We start from the raw sequence: 16,224 nt of genomic DNA on the forward strand, positions 1-16,224 counted from the left end.
CCCGCTCGGGGAGGATCGCTTCGGTCGTCATGCCTGTGCCTCCGCAGGGCGGTTGGAAACCCTGGTCACCCAGTGGTCGAGGTCGAAGTCGTCGTCGCCGGTCAGCACCCGCCACAGCAGGATTCTGTTGTACCGCTCCAGCCGACCGGTCGCCGCCTCGTACCACGGGAACATCGAGTCCAGCTCCGCGGCCACCTGCGGGTCGTCGAGATCCGAGGTGTTCCACAGGCGCTGTTGACGCACCCTGGGATTGAAGCGGATCTTGAACATGTAGCGCATCGCGTCGCTGTCGTTGCGCCGGCCCGCGTGCCAGAGGCCGTGGTGCAGAAACACCACCGTCCCGGCCGGGCAGACCAGTCGGTCCTGGCCGCGCAGGTTCTGGTAGCGGCCGGTGTCGGACTCGTTGATCCGCCGGAGGTGGCTGCCCGGCACGGTGAGCGTTCCGCCCATCTCCAGCGTCACCGCCTGCGGAAAATACATCAACTGCACGTCGAAGGCGTCCGGCCGGACGTCGATGATGGCGTCCCCGTGCAGCGGCTGCGCGTCGCCGCCGTGGGGCTCGCGGGTGTGCACGAAGTGGTGATCCACCCACGGCTCCGGGCCCACGAGGCTGTGCAGGGCCCCTGCCACCTGCGGAAGCTCCAGCAGCCGACGGACGAAGGATCCCTCCGCATAGGCCTCGGACAGCGGCGTCCCGTACCGCACCGGCGGCACCCCCTCGGCCAGTACCGCCAAGCCCTCGGTGTTCATTTCCGCCGGGACCACGGCGTCCAGTCGCAGCGACCCACGCGCCACGAACCGCGCCATCTGCACCGAATCGAGTAGTTCTTGCCTGTTCTCCATGGCGGCCACGCTAGACGCTGCGGCCGCGCGCCGCGTGGGCCACGTTCACCCTCCACTGGTCGATTCTCACCACGGTGACCGGCACGCAGGGTTGAGGGTCGCGACCCTGGAGCGGGCTTGCGGACACAGTGGAGGTAGCAGACGTGACCATGCACACGGCCCTCGCCCACCTTGACGAGCCTCCGGCTCTCGCCGCCGTCGGCATCGGCGTGCACGGGCCCGCCGGCCACGTGGACGTGTTTTCACTGCCGGATCTTTGGCAGCTCCATCTGTACGACTACGAGGCCGACTTGACGGTGAACGGCACGGGGTACGCGATCCGCCCCGGCCGGGTCAGCCTCGTACCGCCCGGAGCCGAGGTCCGCTATCGCTACCGGGGCCGCTCCCCACACCTCTACGTCCACCTCCGCCTGGGCTCAGGTGGAACCCCCCGCAACGTTCCGATGGTCCAGGACGCCGGCCCCGATCTCGCCTTGCTCACCGCCCAGTTGCAGCAGGCGTTGGCTGCCTGGCCGAACACCCCGTCACGGGCCGCCGCCGAGGTGTGGGCCGCCCTGTGGCGGGTCGCCCAGCTCGCCCCTCCGAGGGAGCGGAACACGCGGGCCGTTCATCCGGCGGTCGCAGCCGCCGTGGCCCTCATCGAGGCGCGGCTGGGGCAACCTCTGACGGTACCGGACATCGCGGCGGCATCCGGTGTCTCCCACAACCACCTGACGCGCCTCTTCCGCGCCGCGACGGGGGAGACGGTCGTCGGCTACATCCGGGCCCGCCGAATGGAACGGGCGCGCCACTTCCTACAGGCCACCACACTCTCCGTCCCCGCCGTCGCCGCGTCGGTCGGCATTCCCGACCTACAGGCGTTCAACAAGGCCTGTCGCCGCGCACTCGGAGCCTCTCCGCGCGGCATCCGCGCCGCCCAGCCCATTTCCCCGCACTCCCCCGCCCAGTGAGCGGACCGGTACGGGACCCGGTTGCCCGGCCCGTGTCGGCAACCTTTTCGCATCCTGCGGCGACCAAGCAGTGCACCTCGACTCGAATCTCCGAAGGACGGACATGCAGACTGCACGGCAGGCCGCGCGGCAGCGCAGGCGTAGACACAGGCTGATGACGGGAACGGCGGTGATGCTGACCGCAGCGGGCGTCCTCGTCTGCCTGGTGACGACCCTGCTCCCCGGCCCCAAGGGGGAGGTGGGGGCCGTTGTGGCGGCCCCCGCCGCCACCCAGGTGGAAGCCACGCCCTCGGCCCCGACGAGCCCCGCGCCCCCGGCGGACAGCTCGCATGCCGCGGCAACCCCGACCGCGGCCGTCGCAACGACCACCGCGGCGACGCCCCAGCCTTCGGCGAAGGAAACCCCACCGGCGGCGTCCACCCCGGCACCGTCGGCAGGACGCATCCAGCCCGAGACCACCTACAAGGGAGTCGCCACCGCCTACGCCGCCGGCGACGGCAACGGCGCCTGCCTGTTCGGCCCGACCGACGACCTCATGATCGCGGCGATGAACACCACCGACTACGAGTCGTCCAGGGCGTGCGGCGCGTACGTGCGCGTCCGCGCCGCGAACGGCGCTTCGATCACGGTCCGGATCACCAACGAATGCCCACTGCCCTGCGCACCGGGGCAACTGGACCTCAGCGAACAGGCCTTCGCGAAACTGGCCGATCCCAAGCTCGGCCGCATCCCGATCACCTGGAGCCTGCTGAGCCCCCGGGCGTCCGGCACGATCTCCATCCGGTACAAGACCGGGTCCAGCCCCCACTGGTGCGGCATCCAGGTGATCGACCACCGGAACCCGGTCGCACGGCTGGAGGTACGCACCGCCAACGGCTGGCGGAGACTGCCTCGTACCGAATACAACTACTTCCTCTCCGCCGACGGCAGCGGGTGCGGCGGCGCGATGAGGATCACCGACATCTACGGAGAGCAGCTGACGGTCAACGGGACCGCGCTGCTGCCGAACGTCGCACAACCGACCCGGGTCCAGTTCGCCCCGCACTGAAACCGCACCGCGGCCGCATGGCGCATAAGGTGCTCCGGGTCGCTGGTACGCTGCCCGCTCGGATGTTAACGCACACATTTTCGGAGGGGACGGCCGGCGGACATGGTCCTCGATGACGCGTCCGCGGAGTTCCACGACTTCTTCGAACGCCACTACGCCGAACTGGCCCGGTTCGCCCATCTCCTGACGGGCGAGGCGGACGGCGCCGACGATCTGGCCGCGGACGCCCTGATCGCACTGTGGCAGCGCTGGGACCGGCTGCGCCAGGCCGAGTACCCACTCGCCTACGCCCGCGGCGTTGTCGCCAACCTGGCACGGTCACGGATCCGCAGCGCGGTTCGCGAGCGCCGCCGGATCGCCCTGTTCTGGTCCCGCGGTGCGGAGCCGTTGAACGGTCCGGACGTGGCCGCCGTGGTGGACGTGCGCACTGCTCTCGCCCGGTTGCCGTTCCGGAAGCGGACGTGCGTGGTCCTGCGGCACGCCTTCGACCTGTCGGAGAAGGACACCGCTCTGGCGCTCGGAATATCGGTCGGTACGGTGAAGAGCCAGACCTCGAAGGGGATGGCCGAACTGGAACGGATGCTGGGCAGCACGGGAGCAGCCGGGGAACTGTTGGCGGGGAGGAGGAGCCGTTGAACGAGGAGCTCACCGGGCGGCTGCGCACAGCCGCCGAGGCCCACCGGCCCGACCGCGCCCGGATCCTGGCACGCGTGGAACGCGGCATGTCCGGCGCCCCCGACCGCCACCGCGAGTCGTCCGGCGCGAGGCCCTGGCCCAGGGTCGCGCTCGCCTCCCTCGCCACGGCCGGCATTCTGGCGGTCGGTGGTTTCGCGGTCGCCGCCATCGTCCAGTCCCCGACGCCGGCCCGGCCGGACATCTCGGCCACCCCCGCCGCGCCGTCCACGCCGTCCGCGCCGTCCGCGTCCGGGACTCCCCACTCCACGCCGTCGGCGCCCACCACCGGCGGCCCGACCGCGCCGGACCGCTCGTCCTCGGCGAGCCCCGGCCCTGCGGCGTCAGGCGGTGCGGGCGCGGCCCGGCCCGGCAGCGCGCACGTCCAGGACGGGCCTCTGTCGTCGGCCGGCTCCTTGGGCGCGAACAGCAACACCTTCTGGGCGCAGAGCGACATCACCCTCAAGACCACCCAGCCGCTCACCGCACTCACCGTGGAACTGCGCATCACGCAGACCGGCGGAGTGCAGAGCACCGGCAGCTGGCGGACGCTGCCCGCCGACGATTTCACCGTCACCGTGCAACACGAGGGCGGAGCAGTGGTCTACCGCTGGATCCTCAAGCCGGGCCGTACGGTCCCGGCCGGACAGCATGTCTTCGCCGGCCAGTACAACCACGCCGCCGGCGACCGGGACGTCAAGCACGACGGCTACCGCGTCGACGCCAACGGTCCCCGCGGCGCCCTCTCGGTCTGGGGCGGCTTCACCCCGACCCGATGAGGCCATGCCCGTAGGCCCGTGGGTGGAACGGCGCGGACCGCCGCCCGCCCACGGGCCAGGAGGGTCAGGACAGGTCGCCGTACACCACGCCACGGCCGTACCCGCCCAGGTAGACCCGCCCGTACACGTCGGGGTCGCCGCTGATGACGTTGACGGCGATCCCACCGAACTGGTGCTGGTCGTCGTTGATCCGGACCCAGGCCGAGCCGCCGTCGGTGGAACGGAACAGCCCGGTGACGCCCTTCACCTTCCCACTGAGGTAGAGCGCCTGGTACCCGGCACCCGGGGCCGGCTTGCCGAAGCCGACGGCGCTCGCCTGCTCGACGCCGCCCAACTTGCCGAAGCTCGTCCCACCGTTGGTGGAGTGCAGGAGTCCGTTGTCCCCGCCGCTGATCCACAGGTCGCCCGCGCTGCCCGGAACCGCCTTGAGCTGCCCGCCGCCCAGGCCGGTGGCCCGGGCGGTGAAGTGCTTCCCGCCGTCGGTGCTGGCATACAAGGTGCCGCCGCTGAGAGCGTAGAAGGTGTTCGCCGCCGAACGGTCGGCCACCACGGCCGTGTCCTTGGGCAGACCGGAGGCCGCCGTCCAGGCCGAGCCACGGTTGGTCGAGTAGAACGGAACCTGGCCTGAGGGGGTCCACACCACGGCGGCGCCGTCAGCCGAGACGGCCACGGAACCGCCGCCCGCGTCGCGCACCGGCGCCGCGGCGAACGGTGCCCAGTCGGCTCCGCCGTCGGTCGAATAGGCGCCGTGCTGCGCGCCACCGAGACCGACCCGCACCATGAACTGCGGCTTCGACTGGGCGAAGTCGATACCGGTGGTGTTGGTGAACAGCGGTTCGGAGAGCGCCTTGGCGGGCACCTTGGTGAGGTCCTCGTGCCGGAAGCCGCCGACATCGCCGAGCGCACTGATCAGGGGAAGGCCGGGGGGCTTGATCAGTCCGAGAGTCGCGGTCTCCTCCAGGCCCTTGGCCGGGATCGTCCAGTGCGTCGCCCGCCCGCTGTCCGCCGCGGTCACGTCGCGGCTGCCCCACATCCCCGATCCCGTGCCGTACAGCACGTGCCCGGAATCGAAGGGGTCGATGGCCAGGGCGCCCATCCAGTGACCGATGCCGGTGCCCACGTAGGGCGCAGCGGAGTTGTCCCGCACCGAGCTCGCGCCGAGCGCCTTCCAGGAGGAGCCGCCGTCGGCCGACCGGTAGATCTCGTCCGAGGGCCACCAGCGGTCCAGCGTGGTGACCATGACCGTGGACGGGCGCTGCGGATCGACTGCCAGGCCGGCGAAGCCGTAACCGCCGCTGGACGGCGAGATGTTCTTCCAGACCCCGGTGGACGGCGTGTACTTCCACACCGAGCCGGCCGTCACTCCGTTCGGGCCCGGCGCGTTGGTGTACGTCAGGTACAGCGAGCCGTCGCCGGACAGCACACCGTGCTGCGGCAGCTGCCCCGTGGGCTGGCCGGGCACGGCCTGCCAGGTGCTGCCGCCGTCGGTGGAGCGGTACAGCGAGGTGGTCTTGTCGGCCACCCCGACATAGATCGTCCGGCTGCCGGACGGGCCGAAGGACACGAAGGAGAGCCCGACTCCGCTGCTCGCACCGCCCTTCACGGGGAAGCTGGTGACCTGGCTCCACGTCACGCCGTAGTCGGTGCTGCGCCAGAGCCCGTTCTTGCGGGTACCCAGGTAGAGCGTGCGGTGGTCGGACGGGTCCACCACCAGCCGCTCGCCCATGGACCGGCCGTCCTCGTTGCCGCCCAGTTTGAACGGCAGGTCGGTGCGCTGGAACGACCTGCCCTGGTCGGTGGAGCGAAGGATCGCGCCGTTGCCCGCCCAGTCGTTGGTGTAGGTGCCGCTCGCGAGGTACAGGCGGTCCGGGTCGACCGGGTCGGTCGCCAGGCTCTCGATCCCCAGCAGGTTCCAGTCGGCTCCGCCGATCCAGTCGGTCAAGGAGGTCCACCGGGCGGCGGTCGCGTCCCAACGGTAGGCGCCGCCGATGTCGGTCCGTGCGTACAGCAGGTCCTTGCGGGCGGGGTTGAAGACCAGCCCGGTGACGAAGCCGCCTCCGACGATCTGGGCGTTGTGCCAGGTATACCCGCCCGCGCCGGCCGCCTTCACCAGTCTCCAGTGCTGGTTGGTGCTGCCCTTGTCGGCGTACTGGATCAGCGGCACACCGTCGCCACTGGAGCCACCCCACACGTCCAGCACCATGCCGCTGCTCCGGGAGACGATTTTCACCGCCGCACCGCCGACGTCCTCGATCTTCCACTGCTGCGCGGCGGCACCCCGGTCGGACTGCTGCTCGACGGCGGCCGCCGACTCTCTGGAAGCACCCCGCACTCCGAGGACCTTCTTGCTGCTGCGGTTCTCCAGCTCGTAGTAGCCGTCCCCCGTCGGCCTCAGCCGCCATTGCTGACTCGCGGCACCGGCCACGCGGCTCTGCTGCCGTGTCCAGGCGCCGTCCGACGGGTCCGCGGCGGGCACGTCCAGCACCTTGTCGCTGCGCACGGACACCACCTCGTAGTAGGCGTCGGAATCCAACGTCGCGGCCTCCGAGTCGGCCTGCACGAACAGCAGGTAGGGGCCGAGCACACCGGGCACGCCCAGCGCCAGACCCAACGTCGTCCAGCGCCGGCGATGGCGCCCACGCGTACGCCGCTCGCCGCCGGCCGCGCGCGTGCGCCGACCGCGACCGTGCGCAGTGGGATCCGTCTCGTTCATGGGGGGCTACTCCTCGCTCCGGGCCTGCCTCGCACGCCGCTCAGGTCAGCGGGCGCAGCGGCATGCGGCGGTGTGATCAGACGATCCGTGGGTGTGATCGTCTTCGGGTCGCCCGTCAGTCGCCACAGCTCCGCAAAAGGTTGCCGCCCGCCGAAGTCCCCCTTGGACCACTGACGCGGCGTCGGAGACCGCACGCGCCGATTCGGGGAGTCGGGCAGGTCGCCGCCGAGCCGAGGAGTTGCTCACGCGGCGTCCACGATCTCTGACTGGTGCTCGCACCGACAGCAGTCCGGGGCGATCGTCAGCAGGGCCCCCGCAGCAGGGAGGCTGACGGCGGTCTCGCCTGGATCTCGTCCAGGAACGCGGCCAGCGCGGCCGGGAGATCCGGGCGGAGGTGAGCGCGGCCTCTGCAACCCCCTGTACGCCGCCCAGCGGACCTTCCGTCCCTCACGCCCCGGGATCGTCGACGACCGGGAGGTCCGCAAGCTCCAGTTGTGGCGGACCGGGCTGGGACTCGTCGCCTGGGTGGGCCTGATGGTCACCTACAACGCCGTCGCGAGCGCCGCCGACGTCCAGGGCGTGGCGAGCGAACGCCTCGACCAGAGCTGGTCCAGCGTCCTGGTACTCGTCTGTACTTTCCCCGTGGTAGTCGGCGCCTTCGTGGCAACCGCGCGCGACGGGCTGCGCCGGGTGTACCTGCGTCGGGCCCTGCGCCCGCTGGCTCGGTATTGGCCATCATGGCCTCCATGGGCACCGCCACCCTTGGCATGGCCCCGGAGTTGGCAGGCCTGCGGGGCGCCGTGGGGCTGCCCGGGAAGACCGTCATCGTCGTGCTGTGCCTCTGGTCGGTCGGCTTCGCCCTCTACGGCATCGGACTGTCGCTGACACCCGCCATCCGCCCCCGTCCCGCGGCGGCCAGCGCCCCGGGGCCCCAAAAGGGAGCCCCAAACCGGCGAGGCACTCGCCACCGCTACGACGAGCCTGCCGCTACAAAGCCCTGGTCACCTCGCCTGCCTGCGACATGGCTCCCCAACTGACTTTGCCGGCACCCTCTATAGCCCGGGCGGGGTGATCAGCATGCCCCTACTCGCAGGGAGCTGATGTTGTCGTTCCGGTTGTACTGGGAGGTATTGCCCTGCCAGTTCCCTACGGGCCACGTGGCGCCGTCGCGGTTGATGTTCAGCCAGGTGCAGAAAGTCCTGCCCGTTCGGTTCCATACCGAGGAGATCTGGTCGTTCAGGTTGAAGTCGCGGAGGTCGTCGGAACCCGTCTGGAAGCGCGCCATCCTGCCCCATCCGCCCGCGTCCTCCCAGACGCAGAACCAGCCGACCGGGCAGTCCTGGTACGCAGTGATCGACACGTCCCTTTCGACAGTCGTCGTGGACGCCTGGGCGGTGGGCACAGATGCCACTACTCCGACCGCAGCGAGTCCGAATGCGGCACAGAGCCGTGTGAACCGTTGCATGAGGGTGTTGCCCTCCTTCGATTCTCAACACGGCCGGGGAGTCCGGCCGTTGCCTTGTTCCCCTTCGCATTGTCCCTTCGGCTTGACGGGATGTCCCGTGGTTGCGTGATTCTGGCCGAAATGCCGCCCACCGCCGCCGGGTCCTGACGTCGTGTGGTGGCCGGACACACCACGGTGCGGCTGATTGTGATGACGGGGCACATATGCCGCTCACCTGCGGACTCCTACGTTGTGGCCACAAGACGTCCCCGCAGACACCCTGGAAGTGGTCCACATGGCCTCCACCACAACCGCCCCGAAGGCTCCGTCAGGCATCAGACGGATCGTCGCCGCGAGCCTCATCGGGACCACCATCGAGTGGTACGACTTCTTCCTCTACGGCACCGCCGCCGCGCTGGTGTTCAACAAGTTGTTCTTTCCCACCGCCGATCCGCTGACCGGCACCCTGATCGCCTTCGTCACCTACGCCATCGGGTTCCTGGCCCGACCCCTCGGCGGGGTGGTGTTCGGGCACTTCGGTGACAAGGTCGGGCGCAAGAAGCTGCTCGTGCTCAGTCTGGTCATGATGGGCGGGGCGACCTTCGCGATGGGGCTGCTGCCCACGCACGCGAGCATCGGCGTCGGCGCCCCGATCCTGCTCACCGCTCTGCGCCTGGTGCAGGGCTTCGCCCTCGGCGGCGAGTGGGGCGGCGCGGTGCTGATCGTCTCCGAGCACGGCGGGAACAAGCACCGCGGCTTCTGGGCCTCCTGGCCCCAGTCCGGCGCGCCGGGCGGAAACCTGCTGGCCACCGGCGTACTGGCGCTGCTCGCCGCCGTGCAGTCGGACGCGGCGTTCCTCTCCTGGGGCTGGCGCGTGCCCTTCCTGCTCTCCGGCGTCCTGGTGATCGTCGGCCTGTGGATCCGGCTCTCCGTGTCCGAGTCCCCCGTCTTCCTCGCCGCGCGGGCCGCGCGGCGCGGTGTGGAGGAGAAGGCCCCCGTCGTCCAGGTGTTCCGTAAGAGCTGGCGCCAGGTGCTGACCGCCATCGGCGCCCGGTTCGGCGAGAACATCTCGTACTACGTCCTCACCTCCTTCCTCCTCGTGTACGTCACCGTTCACCTCGGTCTCCCCAAGAGCACCGCCCTGAACGCGGTGTTGATCGGCTCGGCCGTCCACTTCGTCACCATTCCCGCCTGGGGCGCGCTGTCGGACCGGATCGGCCGCCGCCCGGTGACGCTGATCGGCTCGGTCGGCATGGCCCTGTGGGCGTTCGGGTTCTTCGCGCTGGTCGACTCCGAGTCGTTCGCGGTCATCACGGCGGCCGTGACCGCGGGGCTGCTGCTGCACGGCGCGATGTACGGACCGCAAGCCGCCTTCATCTCCGAGCTGTTCGACACCGATGTCCGCTATTCCGGCGCCTCGATGGGCTCCCAGCTCGCCTCGATCATCGCCGGGGCGCTCGCGCCCGTCATCGCCGTCGAACTGCTCAAGGACTACGGCTCATCGGTCCCCGTCTCCCTGTACCTGTGCGCGGCCGCCGTGGTCACCACCCTCACCGTCGCCTTCGCCAGGGAGACCCGCGGCCGCGATCTCGCGGGTACGGGGCCGGCCGCCGCGTCGGCGTACGACCGGCAGGCCCCGCCGCTGCCTCCGGCCACCACCCTGGACCCGGCCTGAGCCGCGAGCCCCTGCCCGCCCCACCCGACCCGACCGACCCGCACGCCCCGCCCGCCCTGCCGCTCGCGGGGCGCGGCGGGCAGACTGTCCGCATGACCTCAGCGAACGACCCGGCCGCCGGCCAGGCGGAGACCGCGCTACGGGAGTTGCTGGACCTGCTGCGGCGCGGCGCGCCCGCCGAGGAGTTCGCCCGGCCCGCCGCGGATGCCCGTACCGCCGGGGCGGACGCCCGCGCACAGGAACGCGTCGAGGATGCCACCGCGGTGGCCCTGGACATCCGCCGTACCCTCGACCAGCACCGGCGGCGCGAGGCGGAACTCACGGCCCTGTTCGACACCGCCGGCGACCTGGCCGCCCTGCGCGACCTCGACGCCGTCCTGCGGGCCATCGTCCGCCGGGCCAGGATGCTGCTGGGTACGGACGTCGCGTACCTCACGCTCAACGACCCGGCCGCCGGGGACACGTTCATGCGCGTCACCGACGGCTCCGTCTCCGCCGCCTTCCAGCAGCTGCGCCTCGGTATGGGAGAGGGGCTGGGCGGGCTGGTCGCCCAGAGCGCCCGTCCGTACGCCAGCTCCGACTACCGTACCGACGACCGCTTCCGGCATACGGAGACCATCGACAGCGGGGTACGGGAGGAAGGCCTGCGTGGCATCCTCGGCGTCCCGCTGCGGGTCGGCACCCGCGTGATCGGCGTGCTGTACGCGGCCGACCGCCAGGTCCGCGCGTTCGCCCCCGACGCGGTGGCCCTGCTCTCCTCCCTCGCCGACCACGCAGCCGTCGCCATCGACAGCGCCCGGCTGCTGGAGGAGACGCGCGCCGCCCTCGTCGAACTGGGCGTCGCCACCGAGCGGGCCCGCGCCCAGAGCGAGGCCATGCGCCTCGCGGCCGAGACCCATGACCGCCTCACCCACCTCGTGCTGCGCGGCGGAGACGTGGCCGATGTCGCCCGGGAGGTCGCTGCCCTGCTGCGCGGCAGCCTGGTCGTGCACGACGCCGACGGGCTGGAACTCGCGCGGGTCGCCGCCGATCCGATCGTCCCGTCGGCCCACGCCCTGGCGGCGTCGCGTTCCGGCGGCCGCGCCGTGGCCGTGGACGGTGTCTGGGTCTGCGCGGTCCTGGCCGGGCCGGAACTCCTCGGCTCCCTCACCCTCGGCGGGCGCCCCGACCTGACGGACAGCGACCGGCGGCTCTTCGAACGGGCCGGCCTGGTGACGGCGCTGCTGCTCCTGCTGCGCCGGTCCATCGCCCACGCCGAGGACCGGGTGCGCGGCGAGCTGCTCGCCGACCTCCTCACGCCCGGGCATCCCGGCCGTGTCCGTGACACCGGCAGTCTGAGCCTGCGGGCCCGCAAGCTCGGAGTCGTCCTCACCCGCCCGCACGGGGTCGTGGTGATGCACTGCGACGCGGCGCTGCGGTCCCGGCTGGCGGTGGAGGCGGCCCGCCGGGCCCGGGCTCTCGACGGCCTGGCCGGGCTGTACCAGGGGCGTGTGGTGCTCCTCGCCCCGACCGCCCAGACCGCCCCGACCGACGGGCCGACCGACGGGCCGGGCGTCCTCGCGCGGACCCTGGCGGCCGATCTGGGGCAGGCACTGGGCACCGCGGTCACGGTGGGCGCGGCCGGTCCCGCCGCCGATCCGGACGGGCTGCCGGACGTGCACGCGGAGGCGCTGCGCTGCCTGGAGGCCCTGCACGCCCTCGGCCACACCGGTTACGGCGCCGGCCTTCCCGACCTGGGTTTCCTCGGCGTACTCCTGGGCGACCGCGCGGACGTGAACGGGTACGTCCGCCGGACGCTCGGCGCGGTCATCGACTACGACGCGCGGCGCGGGACGGAGCTGGTCCTCACCCTGGAGGCGTACTTCGCCCACGGCAGCAGCCTGACCAGGACCAAGGACGCCCTCCACGTCCACGTCAACACCGTCGTGCAACGCCTGGAGCGCATCGGGCAGATCCTGGGCGAGGACTGGAACGCTCCCGCCCGGGCGCTGGAGATCCAGCTCGCCCTGCGGATCCTGAGCGTCAGCGAAGTCCGCGGTGGTGGTGTCGGTACGAGAGGGTGACGGCGGCGAGGAGCGGCCCCCGGAAGATCAGGGGCGTTCGCGCCGCCGTCTCCCCCCGACCGGGGGGGCGGAGGCGGCTCGGGCGTCAGGCGGAGGGGAAGTACGCGGCGAGCAGGGCGAGGACCCCGTCGACGGCCTCGGCGAACGCCTCGCCGCCGCCGTCCGCGCGGGCCAGTACGCAACTTCCCTGGAGGACCGCGACGATGGCGGCGGCGGTCGCCACCGGGTCGAGGCCGGGGCGCGGTTCGCCGCGCTCGCACGCCTCGGCCAGGAGGTCGGCGAGCCGGGTGCGCAGCCAGTGGAGCGTGTCCACGACGGGGCGGCGCAGGGTGGCGTCGGACATGACGTCCGGGTCCTGGCTCAGCCGGCCGATGGGGCAGCCCTTGAGCGCCTCCCGCTCGCGGCGCAGATAGCGGGTGAGCCGTTCGACGGCCGGGCCGGGGGCCGTGAACTGCGCCTCGGCCGCGGCGCGCATCTCCTCGGCGGTGCGGTTGATCGCGGCGAGCGCGAGACCGGGCTTGCCGGTGAAGTGGTGGTACATGCTGCCCTGGCCGACGCCGGCGCGCTGCTGGATGGCCTGGGGGCTGGTGCCGACGTAGCCGCGCTCCCAGAGGAGTTCGCGGGTGCATTCGATGAGGTCCTCCGCGGTTCCCATGGCGGGCATTGTATGGACCCATGGGTACCGGGGAGTCGGACTCTCGGGATCACGGTCATCGTCCCCCCGCGCGGCGGACCCTGGCGAGGACCAGGACCGTGTCGTCGGTCGCCGTGTCGGGCAGAAGATGCGCGAGAATGCGGTCGGCCGCCTCCTCCAAGGAACCCACGTCCCCGCGCAACTGACCTCTCAGTGCCTCCATGCCCGCGTCGATGTCCTGGCCGCGCGCCTCGATGAGGCCGTCCGTGTACAGGGCCACGGTGGCGCCTTCGGGGAGGTCGATCTCCGTCGAGCGGAACGCTACGCCGCCCACCCCGAGGGGCACTCCCAGCACGTCGCCGATCGTCTCCACCGTCCCGTCCGCGTGGCGTACCAGCGGCGGGGGGTGGCCGGCGTTGGCGATGCGGGCGCGGCCGGTGTGCGGGTCGTAGAGGATGTACAGGCAGGTGGCCCACTCGATGCCCGCCTCCTGCGCGCAGGCGTCGAGTTCCGCGAGCAGCGCCTCGGGTTCCGGGGTGTGCCGGGCGAGCGTCTTCGCGGTGATCCGCAGCCGGCCCATGGCCGCGGCGGCCGGGACGCCGTGGCCCATCACGTCGCCGACGACGAGGGCCACGCGGTCGCCGGGCAGGCTGATCACGTCGTACCAGTCGCCGCCGACCTCGGTGACGTGGCTTCCGGGCAGGTAGCGGTGGGCGATGTCCACGTGGGGGCCGGCCGCCGGGGCGCTGGGGAGGAGGGCGCGCTGGAGGGTGAGGGCGATGTCCTGGACGCGGCTGTAGAGCCGGGCGTTGTCCAGGCACAGGGCGGCGCGCGAGGCCAGCTCGCCCGCGAGGCTGAGGTCCTCTTCGGCGAAGGCCGGGCGGGCCGCGGAGCGGCCGAACATGGCGATGCCCTGCACCGTGCCGCGCGCGACGAGCGGGGCGATGACGATGCTGGTGAGCCCACTGTCCAGGAGGAGCCGCGCCCGCTCCTCGTGTACGACGGTCCGGGTCACGAACTCCTCGTTCACCGGGACGCAGAGCGGCCGGCCGGTGCGCAGCGTCTCGTGGAGGCTGGAGCCCGGGGGGTACGTCACCCTTTCGAGGCCGGACACCAGCTCGACGGCGGCCGGGCCGAGCGTGGTGCCGGACGCGATCCGCCGGGTGACGAGCGGCAGCTCCGGGTCGAAGACCTCGGGCTCGGCCATCCACTCCACGAGTTCCACCACGGCGCCGTCGCAGAAGTCCGGCATCGCGGCCTCGACCAGCTCGCGCGCGGTGACCCGTACGTCCAGGGTGGTGCCGATGCGGGCCGAGGCCCGGTCGAGCAGGGCCAGCCGCTGCCGGGCGGCCGTCGCCTCCAGGATGGCCCGCTCGCGGTCGGTCACGTCGACGAGCAGCCCGCCCACGCCGCGCCGGGTGTCGCCCGCGCCGCTCAGCGGGAAGAAGCTCACCGACCGCACCTGGTCGCGGTCCGGGTGGCCCGGTGTCCGCAGGCCCACGAGCGTGCTGACGACGGGCCCGCCGCCCCGGGCGACGGCCCGCAGCATGCGCTGGTACTCGCCGCCGTCGGAGGTGATCATGATGTCCTGCATCCGGCGGCCGAGGTGTTCGGCGAGGGGGATCCCGTCCATGTCGGCCAGCGCCTGGTTGAGATGGACGTAGCGGAGTTCCTCGTCGAGCATGACCAGGCCGATGGGGCAGGTCTCGAAGAGAGCGTCGAGGAAGGACAGGTTGGTCTTCACGCGGTCGAGCTCGTCGCCCCGGCTCGCCAGTCCCATGACGACGGTGCCGCCCGCGGCACCGGTGACGGGGAAGACCCGGAACCCGCAGTCGAAGACCGTGCCGTCCCGGTGCAGGGCGGGCAGGCGTACGCGCCAGTAGCCGAGGGTCCGGGCGCGCTCCGTGAGGTGTTCGGCGGTGGTGGGGGCGCCAGGGGCCGGCTCGGGGTGTTCAGGGTGCTGGGGGCGCTCCGGGTGCTCGGGGCGCGCCGGGAAGAGGACGGCTGCGGGCCTGGACAGTACCGCGCGGGCCTCGTGGCCGAAGAGGCTCTGGGCGCCGGGTCCCCAGTAGCAGACCCGGTCCTCGTCGTCGATGCCGAACACGGCCACGGCGACGTGCTCCAGCAGCGACCCCGGCTCGGACCGGATCGGGCCGAGATCCCGCTCGACCGCCGGCGGGTCCGGTGCCATCTGGAGGCCCCTTCCACAGGTGCCCGCGCGGCGGGCGCGGGCTGCCCTTCAATTCTGCCCGTCGTCCGGGAGAGGGACATCACGGCGGTGACGGGCACGCGCGCAAGGGCCCGCGCAAGGGCGTGCGCGGGCGCGTACGGGAGGGCGCCGAGGTGCGGGAGGCGCCGCGGATGGAGAGACTGGCGCCATGGCGAACAAGGCTGCGCTTGAGGGCGGGCCGGGCGATCTGCCCGAGCGGATCGTTCCGCTTCCTGCCCCGGGTGAGGACGTGAAGATCCCGCACCGCGGCGGATACGAACACTTCAGGCTGACGTCGCGGCACCAGAACGGCCCGGAGGGACAACTCCCCGTCTACGAGTGGTGGGAGCGCACGGAGGTCGCCGAATGACGACCGAGGGGCGACCGAGTGACGACTTAGTCACACCCGGTGACCTGCGGGCTGCGAGGCGACTGCCGCTTTAGGGTGAAGATCGCAGGAATGACCGAAGTATGGTCGGTGTCCGCCTTGGGCAGAGTTGCGGCGTGATCTCGCAACTCCTGGCAAGGTTCCGGCGCCGCGGCGCACTCGTGTTCACCGCCGATTTCAGCTCGACGTCCCAGTGGGTCGCCGGGCACTCCTGGGCCTATCCGGACGGCGGTCCGGTCAACCCGGCCGACGACAAACTCGACCACCTCGTCGACGATCCCGCCTACAGCCGCAGCGGCGTCTTCCGCGCCACCCGCCGGCCGGACGGCAACTGGGACACCGGGCTGCTCACCACGGAAGGCAGCGCGGAGGAGTACATGGTGCGCGCGAACGACGTACTGGAGGCCCGGGTCCGGCTTCCGGAGGCGGTGGGCGCCTGGCCCGCGATCTGGACCTGGCGGGACGGCGGCCAGGAGGTCGACGTCTTCGAGTACCACCCCGACAACCCGGACCTGCTGGAGCTCTCCAACCACGTGCGCGGCGGCGGTTCGCGTTACTTCCGCGATCCGGCCGTGGCACCCGGCGCGTGGGTGGACCTCAAGGTGAAGTTCGGGGCGGACTCGGTCGTCTGGTGGGTCAACGGAACCCGCGTGTTCTCGGACCGCCGCGGCGTGGGCCGTCGCTGGCGCGCGTACCTCATCGTCAACCTGTCGATCAGCGCGGGCCGTTACCATCCGGTCCCCGACCCGGCCGTCTCCGAGATCTCGTACGAGGTCTCGGAGCTCCGCGTCTACCGCCCTTGACGG

Annotated in this window: 13 protein-coding genes; 8 read left to right on the plus strand and 5 right to left on the minus strand. The window is 71.9% G+C overall.

Features of this window, described 5'->3' with window-relative positions:
- Positions 1–27: 27 nt before the first annotated feature.
- Positions 28–843 carry a phytanoyl-CoA dioxygenase family protein gene (locus MTF65_RS04700; protein ID WP_243626910.1) on the minus strand — a complete coding sequence of 272 codons (816 nt, stop codon included), beginning with the start codon at positions 841–843 and terminating at the stop codon, positions 28–30.
- Between the two features lie 149 nt (positions 844–992).
- Between MTF65_RS04700 and MTF65_RS04705 the strand changes: the two genes are divergently transcribed.
- The 4 genes from MTF65_RS04705 to MTF65_RS04720 all read left to right on the plus strand — a co-directional run bounded on the left by MTF65_RS04705 (position 993) and on the right by MTF65_RS04720 (position 4,292).
- On the plus strand, positions 993–1,793 hold the full coding sequence (locus MTF65_RS04705; RefSeq protein ID WP_243627315.1) for an AraC family transcriptional regulator: 801 nt from the start codon (positions 993–995) through the stop codon (positions 1,791–1,793).
- Positions 1,794–1,947: 154 nt separating this feature from the next.
- Positions 1,948–2,841, plus strand: a complete 894-nt coding sequence (locus MTF65_RS04710; protein WP_243626911.1) for an expansin EXLX1 family cellulose-binding protein — start codon at positions 1,948–1,950, stop codon at positions 2,839–2,841.
- 102 nt (positions 2,842–2,943) lie between these two features.
- Positions 2,944–3,477, plus strand: a complete 534-nt coding sequence (locus MTF65_RS04715) for a SigE family RNA polymerase sigma factor (RefSeq protein WP_243626912.1) — start codon at positions 2,944–2,946, stop codon at positions 3,475–3,477.
- On the plus strand, positions 3,474–4,292 hold the full coding sequence (locus MTF65_RS04720) for a hypothetical protein (RefSeq protein WP_243626913.1): 819 nt from the start codon (positions 3,474–3,476) through the stop codon (positions 4,290–4,292). Before MTF65_RS04715 ends, MTF65_RS04720 begins: the two co-directional genes overlap by 4 nt.
- A gap of 64 nt (positions 4,293–4,356) precedes the next feature.
- Here the strand turns inward: MTF65_RS04720 and MTF65_RS04725 are convergent, their stop codons facing one another.
- Both MTF65_RS04725 and MTF65_RS04730 read right to left on the minus strand, forming a co-directional pair.
- A complete protein-coding gene (locus MTF65_RS04725) occupies positions 4,357–7,005 on the minus strand; it encodes an RICIN domain-containing protein (RefSeq protein WP_243626914.1) in 2,649 nt (882 codons plus the stop codon).
- 1,072 nt (positions 7,006–8,077) lie between these two features.
- Positions 8,078–8,365: a peptidase inhibitor family I36 protein gene (locus MTF65_RS04730; RefSeq protein WP_243626915.1), complete on the minus strand. Its 288-nt coding sequence runs from the start codon at positions 8,363–8,365 to the stop codon at positions 8,078–8,080.
- A gap of 379 nt (positions 8,366–8,744) precedes the next feature.
- Between MTF65_RS04730 and MTF65_RS04735 the strand changes: the two genes are divergently transcribed.
- Both MTF65_RS04735 and MTF65_RS04740 read left to right on the plus strand, forming a co-directional pair.
- The gene (locus MTF65_RS04735) at positions 8,745–10,124 is read left to right on the plus strand and encodes an MFS transporter (protein WP_243626916.1); all 1,380 of its coding nucleotides are present in this window, start codon (positions 8,745–8,747) and stop codon (positions 10,122–10,124) included.
- 92 nt (positions 10,125–10,216) lie between these two features.
- Positions 10,217–12,187, plus strand: a complete 1,971-nt coding sequence (locus tag MTF65_RS04740) for a GAF domain-containing protein (RefSeq protein ID WP_243626917.1) — start codon at positions 10,217–10,219, stop codon at positions 12,185–12,187.
- 85 nt (positions 12,188–12,272) lie between these two features.
- Here MTF65_RS04740 and MTF65_RS04745 read toward each other — a convergent pair whose 3' ends face one another.
- Complete coding sequence (locus MTF65_RS04745; RefSeq protein ID WP_243626918.1) at positions 12,273–12,842, minus strand: TetR/AcrR family transcriptional regulator; 570 nt, start codon at positions 12,840–12,842, stop codon at positions 12,273–12,275.
- 55 nt (positions 12,843–12,897) lie between these two features.
- Positions 12,898–15,012: a SpoIIE family protein phosphatase gene (locus MTF65_RS04750; protein WP_243626919.1), complete on the minus strand. Its 2,115-nt coding sequence runs from the start codon at positions 15,010–15,012 to the stop codon at positions 12,898–12,900.
- A 187-nt stretch (positions 15,013–15,199) separates the two neighbouring features.
- Here MTF65_RS04750 and MTF65_RS04755 point away from each other — a divergent pair, with 187 nt between their 5' ends.
- The gene (locus MTF65_RS04755) at positions 15,200–15,400 is read left to right on the plus strand and encodes a DUF5988 family protein (protein ID WP_243626920.1); all 201 of its coding nucleotides are present in this window, start codon (positions 15,200–15,202) and stop codon (positions 15,398–15,400) included.
- 134 nt (positions 15,401–15,534) lie between these two features.
- Positions 15,535–16,221, plus strand: coding sequence for a family 16 glycosylhydrolase (locus MTF65_RS04760; RefSeq protein WP_243626921.1), 687 nt, complete (start codon positions 15,535–15,537; stop codon positions 16,219–16,221).
- Positions 16,222–16,224: the final 3 nt, after the last annotated feature.

The organism is Streptomyces sp. APSN-46.1 (genome assembly GCF_022815725.1).
In the GTDB taxonomy this organism is placed as follows: Bacteria; Actinomycetota; Actinomycetes; order Streptomycetales; family Streptomycetaceae; genus Streptomyces.